We start from the raw sequence: 5539 nt of genomic DNA, 5'->3' as shown, positions 1-5539 counted from the left end.
GGGACCACGCACCAGCGCCACAGGTCCATGACTCCACAGCATTAGCACCAAGTGGGCGGTGTTAGACTACATCCCCTTTTTTTCATGCAGATGCATTCCGATGGGCCCCTTCGACTGGCTTCCCCACGCCCCCCTCGAACCCTTGCACCTGGACTGGCTGCAAGGCGTCGAATTGGCCGTGCTGCGCCTGGACCGCATCGACCCGCTGATAAGCGGCAACAAGTGGTTCAAACTCAGCGGGCACCTGGCGCAAGCCCAAGGCGCCATGGGCCTCATCAGCCTCGGCGGTGCCTGGTCCAACCATCTGCACGCGCTGGCGGCGGCGGGGAAACGCTTTGGTTTCGCCACCGTCGGCCTGTTGCGTGGCCATCCCCAAGACACTCCCACCGTTCTCGACCTGAAAGCGTTCGGCATGCAGCTGCATTGGCTGGGTTACGGCGGCTATCGTGCGCGGCATGCGCCGGATTTCTGGTTGCCGTGGCGCGAACAATATCCCGATCTGTATCCGGTGCCCGAAGGTGGCGGCGGGCTTGCCGGCGCATCGGGTTGCGGTGTGCTGGTAGAGCAGGCGCGGGCGCAACTGCCTACGCTGGGCTGGGCCGATTACGACGGCTGGTGGCTGGCGGCGGGCACCGGCACCACAGTGGCCGGGCTGGTGCTGGCAGAGGCGGGCGCCCACAGGGTATACGGCGCCATGGCGGTGCCGGACGATCACGGTGTGGCGCAAAACGTGGAGGCGCTCGTGCAGGGACGTTATGAGTTGCTGGACGCCAGCCGGGGCGGTTTCGCCAAAGTCGATCCAGAGCTATTGGCGTTTATCGAGCACACCGAAAAAACCTGTGGCCTGACGCTGGAACCGCTCTACACCGGCAAAGCGCTGTTGGCGTTGAAGCAACAGATCGAGGCCGGGCGTTTCACCCCCGGCACTCGCCTGATCTTCATCCACACGGGCGGCCTGCAAGGCCGCCGAGGTTTTGCAGTCTAGCGCAGATCCCCTGTGGGAGCGGGCTTGCTCGCGAATGCGGTGTATCAGTCAGCCGTTTTGGTGGCTGATGAGCCGCCTTCGCGAGCAAGCCCGCTCCCACCTGGCATCATTCTCAAGGCAGTGTTATCGCGCAGCACATAATGGTGAAAGATCCCCGCCAACGCATGCAGCCCGATCAACCAATACCCGACCTTGCCAAACCACACGTGCCAGCCTTCAATCTCCTTGGCCAGCGCCTTGTTCTCGGCGATCAGCGGCGGCAATTCCATGCCATAGAACATCACCGAATGGCCCTCGGCACTGACGATCAGCCAGCCGGCAATCGGCATGCCGATCATCAACGCGTACAACGCGAAGTGCATCAGCGTCGCCAACAGGCTTTGCCATTGCGGCGGCGCCGGCACGATCTTCGGTGCCACGCCCAGGCTGCGGGCAAACAGGCGTAGCCACACCAGCACAAACACCGTGAGGCCGAGCATGAAGTGCATCTCGACAATCAACGTGCGTGCGCCGCTGCCTTTGGGAAACTGGCCGCGCAATTCAATGCAGGCGTAGACCACCGCCAGCAGCACCACCATCAACCAGTGCAATGCAATCGACATGGTGCTGTAACGCGTATCGGAGTTTTTCCACGGCATCGCTGGTTTCCTCACTCATCAGGGCAAACCTCCATTCTTTGGTGATGGAGTCCTTTTACTGTATGCCGCTTTTGAGCGCTCTGCCTGGCACAAATGCCCTTGTCTTGACCTCCATCAGTGACTTTGTGGCATTTCCCCACGGGCCAGCCGCGCGTTGATATCAGCGATCACCCCCGGCAGGTCGTTGAGCGTGTCGATCAGGTAGTGTGGACGCGAGCCTTCGAACATTGCCTCGATGCGCTTACGCTCGTTGGCCAGCGTGGCGCCATCCAAGTCACGGAATTGCGCGTAGGTCAGGCCCAGCGCGTTACCGGAGCACGTCAGCGCCACGGTCCACATGCCGGCGCGGCGGCCTTCGAGGATGCCCGGCACGGTGTCGTCGACCTTCACGCACGCCGCCACATCGTCAATGCCCAGGGCGATCACGTTGGCCAGGGCCTGGGCGGGCCAGGGGCGGCCGTTGGGCACTTCGTCGGTGGCGACCACGTGGTCGGCGACGTAGCCGTTGGTCGCGGCCAGGGCGGCGACCTTGTCCATCACTTGCTTGGGGTAGCCGGAGCAGGAACCGATCTTCAGGCCCAGGCCACGCAGGGCGGCGATGGTGTCGAGGGCGCCGGGGATCAACGCCGAGTGCTCGGCGATTTTCTCGATCTGCAACGGCATGAAACGCAGGTAGATCGCGGTCACGTCGTCATCCGTCGGCGTACGGCCAAACACCTGGCGATAGCGTTCGGCGACCTGCGGCTGGTTGCACAGGGTGCGGATATGGTCCCACTTGCCCATGCCCATCGGGCCACGGGCTTCTTCGATGGACACTTGCACGTCGAACTCGGCAAACGCTTCGACAAAAATCTGCGTGGGCGCGAACGAGCCGAAATCGATCACGGTGCCGGCCCAATCGAGGATCACGGCTTGCAGGGTGTTGGGGTTTTGATAGTTCATGCTGGCGATCCGATAGAAGAAAGAGTAATGCCCATGGCGTGCAGTGCTTCGCCGATGGCGGCGACGGCGGCGTGCATCTCGGCGGCGTCAACGTGGCCGATGCAGCCGACGCGGAAGGTATCCACCTGGGTCAATTTGCCTGGGTAGAGGATGAAACCCTTGGCTTTGACCCGCTCGTAGAAGTCCTTGAACTGGTAGCGCGGGTCTTGCGGCGCGTGGAAGGTGACGATGATCGGGGCCTGGATCGCCGCCGGCAGGAAGCTGCGCAAGCCCAGTTCGGCCATGCCCTCCAGCAGCGTCCCGCAGTTGCGTGCATAGCGTTGCTGGCGCGCGGGCAGGCCGCCTTCTTCCGCGTATTGCAGCAGTGCTTCGTGCAGGGCGGCGACCACATGGGTTGGCGGGGTGAAGCGCCATTGGCCGGTCTTGGCCATGTAGGCGTGCTGGTCGAACAGGTCCATCGCCAGGGAATGGCAGTTGCCTTGGGCGGCTGCCAGTGCCTGTTTGTCGGCGAAGACAAAGCCCATGCCGGGCACGCCTTCCAGGCATTTGCCGGAGGCGGCGATCAGTGCGTCGAAGGGCACTGCGCGGGCATCGATGGGCAGGGCGCCGAAGGAGCTCATCGCGTCGACGATCAGGCGCTTGCCGTGGTGTTTCACCGCCTGGGCGATCTCGGCCAAGGGGTTGAGGATGCCGGTGCTGGTTTCGCAGTGGATCAACGCGACGTGGCTGATGGCCGGGTCGGCGTGCAGCAGGCGGTCCACATCGGCGGCGGTGGTGGGGTGGTCTTCAGCGGTTTCAAAGGTGCTGAAATCGCGGCCGAGTACTTCGCAGATCTTTGCCAGGCGCTTGCCGTAGGCGCCGTTTATCAGCACCAGCACCTTGCCATGGCGCGGCACCAGGGTGCCGATGGCCGCTTCGACGGCGAAGGTGCCGCTGCCTTGCAGGGGCACGCAGTGGTGGCTGGCGGCGCCGTCGATGATCGCCAGCAATTGCTCGCAGACGCTGGCGGTCAGTTGGTTGAAGCGTTCATCCCACGAACCCCAATCCATCATCATCGCCTGGCGGGTGCGGGCGGACGTGGTCAGGGGGCCGGGGGTGAGCAGGATAGGCGCGGTCATTGCAGGTCCTCGTCAAGCGTTCGGTTCACGCTACGGCGCCTAAATTGCAGTTTGGCTTGTCATCAATCAAATTGTTTGTTGTTATGCAAGCTATCAGTGAGGCCGATAGCTATGAACCTATTCCAACTGCGTGCATTTGATGCCGTGGCCCGCGAGGGCAGTTTTACCCGCGCGGCGGCGCGGCTGTTTATAAGCCAGCCGGCAGTGACTGGGCATATCAAGGCGCTGGAGGAGCACTACCAGATCCCCTTGCTGCGGCGTACCGCGCGACGGGTCGAGTTGACCGAGGAAGGCGCGCGGCTGGCGGCCATCACCCGGGCAATCTTCGGCCTGGTGGACGAGGCGCAGGCGATGCTGGAAGCCAATCGCCAATTGCTCACCGGGCGCCTGGAAGTGGCAGCCGACGGCCCGCACCTGGTGATGCCGATGATCGCCAGCCTGCGTGCGCGTTACCCCGGCATCACCGTCAACCTGCGCCTGGGCAATGCCCAGGAAACCCTGGCGGCGCTGCTGTCGGAGCATGCGGATGTGGCGGTGCTCACCGAGGTGGAGCCGCGCAATGGCCTGCATCTGCAAGCGTTGGGCGAGTCACGCATCTGCGCGCTGGTGCCCGTCAACCATGCCTGGGCCACGCAGGCGGCGGGCATTCGCCTGGAGCAACTGCACGAGCAGATCATGGTGCTGCGCGAGCCCAGCTCCATCACCCGACGCACCTTTGATGACGCCTGCCAGGCGGCGGCGGTGGCGCCCAAGGTGTTGCTGGAACTGGACAGCCGCGAGGCGGTGAGCGAAGCCGTCGCCGCTGAATTGGGGGTGGGGGTGGTGTCGTCCATGGAGGTCAGCCCGGACCCACGCGTCAAGGCGATCGCCCTGCAAGGCGCCGGGCTGGTCAACCGGCACATGCTCGGCTGCATGGAACGGCGGCGCTCATTGCGCCTGATCCAGGCATTTTTCGAGTTGGCGCCCTGACGGTTTTTTGGTGGAACGTTGCGTTTTTGCCCTATAAACTCTGCCCCCAAAGCGCCGGCCAGTAGACGTCTCGGCGCCATGGATATTAGAGAGTGAGTCATGGGCGCACAGTGGAAAGTCAAACATAAAGAAGCGGCATCCAATGCCAAGGGCAAGATCTTCGGCAAGCTGGTGAAAGAAATCACCATCGCCGCCCGCAACGGTGCCGACACCGCCACCAACGCCCACCTGCGACTGGTGGTGGAACAGGCCAAAAAGGCCTCGATGCCCAAGGAAACCCTGGACCGCGCCATCAAGAAAGGCGCCGGCCTGCTGGGTGAAACCGTGCAGTACCACCGCGTGACCTACGAAGGTTTCGCCCCGCACCAGGTGCCGTTGATCGTCGAGTGCGTCACCGACAACATCAACCGCACCGTGGCGGAAATCCGCGTGGCGTTCCGCAAGGGCCAACTGGGTGCTTCCGGTTCCGTGGCCTGGGACTTCAACCACGTCGGCCTGATCGAAGCCTCGCCGGACACCCCGGACGCTGATCCCGAGATGGCCGCCATCGAAGCCGGCGCCCAGGATTTCGAAGACGGTGAAGAAGCAGGCACCACCTTGTTCATTACCGAAACTACCGACCTGGATGCCGTGCAGAAAGCACTGCCGGAGCAGGGTTTCACCGTGCTGTCGGCCAAGCTGGGCTACATCGCGAAGAACCCGGTGAGCGGTTTGACCGATGAGCAGATGGCTGAGGTCGAGGCGTTCCTCGAAGGCCTGGACAACCATGATGACGTGCAGGATATGTTCGTCGGCTTGGCTGGCTGATTTCTAGCAGGCTAAACGCCGTTCAAAAATGTGGGAGCGGGCTTGTGTGGGAGCGGGCTTGCTCGCGAAGACGGAGTGTC

The 5539-nt window shown here is 63.2% G+C and carries 6 protein-coding genes; 3 read left to right on the top strand and 3 right to left on the bottom strand.

Translation table 11 applies throughout. The features are described from left to right. The first annotated feature begins 100 nt into the window (after positions 1-100). Positions 101-985 carry a 1-aminocyclopropane-1-carboxylate deaminase/D-cysteine desulfhydrase gene (locus tag NUV89_RS23665; protein WP_257783229.1) on the top strand — a complete coding sequence of 295 codons (885 nt, stop codon included), beginning with the start codon at positions 101-103 and terminating at the stop codon, positions 983-985. A 44-nt stretch (positions 986-1029) separates the two neighbouring features. On the opposite strand, the gene NUV89_RS23660 is transcribed toward NUV89_RS23665, so the two are convergent. The 3 genes from NUV89_RS23660 to NUV89_RS23650 all read right to left on the bottom strand — a co-directional run bounded on the left by NUV89_RS23660 (position 1030) and on the right by NUV89_RS23650 (position 3683). Further along, positions 1030-1623 carry a cytochrome b gene (locus NUV89_RS23660; RefSeq protein ID WP_257783228.1) on the bottom strand — a complete coding sequence of 198 codons (594 nt, stop codon included), beginning with the start codon at positions 1621-1623 and terminating at the stop codon, positions 1030-1032. Positions 1624-1737: 114 nt separating this feature from the next. Beyond that, positions 1738-2565, bottom strand: coding sequence for a phosphonoacetaldehyde hydrolase (phnX, locus tag NUV89_RS23655; RefSeq protein WP_257783227.1), 828 nt, complete (start codon positions 2563-2565; stop codon positions 1738-1740). Beyond that, complete coding sequence (locus NUV89_RS23650) at positions 2562-3683, bottom strand: 2-aminoethylphosphonate--pyruvate transaminase (RefSeq protein ID WP_257783226.1); 1122 nt, start codon at positions 3681-3683, stop codon at positions 2562-2564. Before NUV89_RS23650 ends, phnX begins: the two co-directional genes overlap by 4 nt. Before the next feature lie 111 nt (positions 3684-3794). On the opposite strand from NUV89_RS23650, the gene NUV89_RS23645 reads away from it, so the two are divergent. Together NUV89_RS23645 and NUV89_RS23640 are read left to right on the top strand one after the other, a co-directional pair. After that, positions 3795-4652, top strand: coding sequence for a LysR substrate-binding domain-containing protein (locus tag NUV89_RS23645; protein WP_257783225.1), 858 nt, complete (start codon positions 3795-3797; stop codon positions 4650-4652). Positions 4653-4751: 99 nt separating this feature from the next. Next, positions 4752-5459, top strand: coding sequence for a YebC/PmpR family DNA-binding transcriptional regulator (locus tag NUV89_RS23640; protein ID WP_017736911.1), 708 nt, complete (start codon positions 4752-4754; stop codon positions 5457-5459). The last annotated feature ends 80 nt before the right edge of the window (positions 5460-5539 follow it).

The organism is Pseudomonas sp. 18.1.10, assembly GCF_024655625.1.
Lineage (GTDB): Bacteria > Pseudomonadota > Gammaproteobacteria > Pseudomonadales > Pseudomonadaceae > Aquipseudomonas.
The sequence above is the reverse complement of the archived record's forward strand: the minus strand, read 5'-3'. Positions and strand labels throughout refer to the sequence as shown.

Excerpts from the sequence above, each read along its gene's own strand:
- NUV89_RS23665 (WP_257783229.1), top strand. The coding sequence starts at position 101 with ATGGGCCCCTTCGACTGGCTTCCCCACGCCCCCCTCGAACCCTTGCAC.
- NUV89_RS23660 (WP_257783228.1), bottom strand. The coding sequence starts at position 1,623 with ATGCCGTGGAAAAACTCCGATACGCGTTACAGCACCATGTCGATTGCA.
- phnX (WP_257783227.1), bottom strand. The coding sequence starts at position 2,565 with ATGAACTATCAAAACCCCAACACCCTGCAAGCCGTGATCCTCGATTGG.
- NUV89_RS23650 (WP_257783226.1), bottom strand. The coding sequence starts at position 3,683 with ATGACCGCGCCTATCCTGCTCACCCCCGGCCCCCTGACCACGTCCGCC.
- NUV89_RS23645 (WP_257783225.1), top strand. The coding sequence starts at position 3,795 with ATGAACCTATTCCAACTGCGTGCATTTGATGCCGTGGCCCGCGAGGGC.
- NUV89_RS23640 (WP_017736911.1), top strand. The coding sequence starts at position 4,752 with ATGGGCGCACAGTGGAAAGTCAAACATAAAGAAGCGGCATCCAATGCC.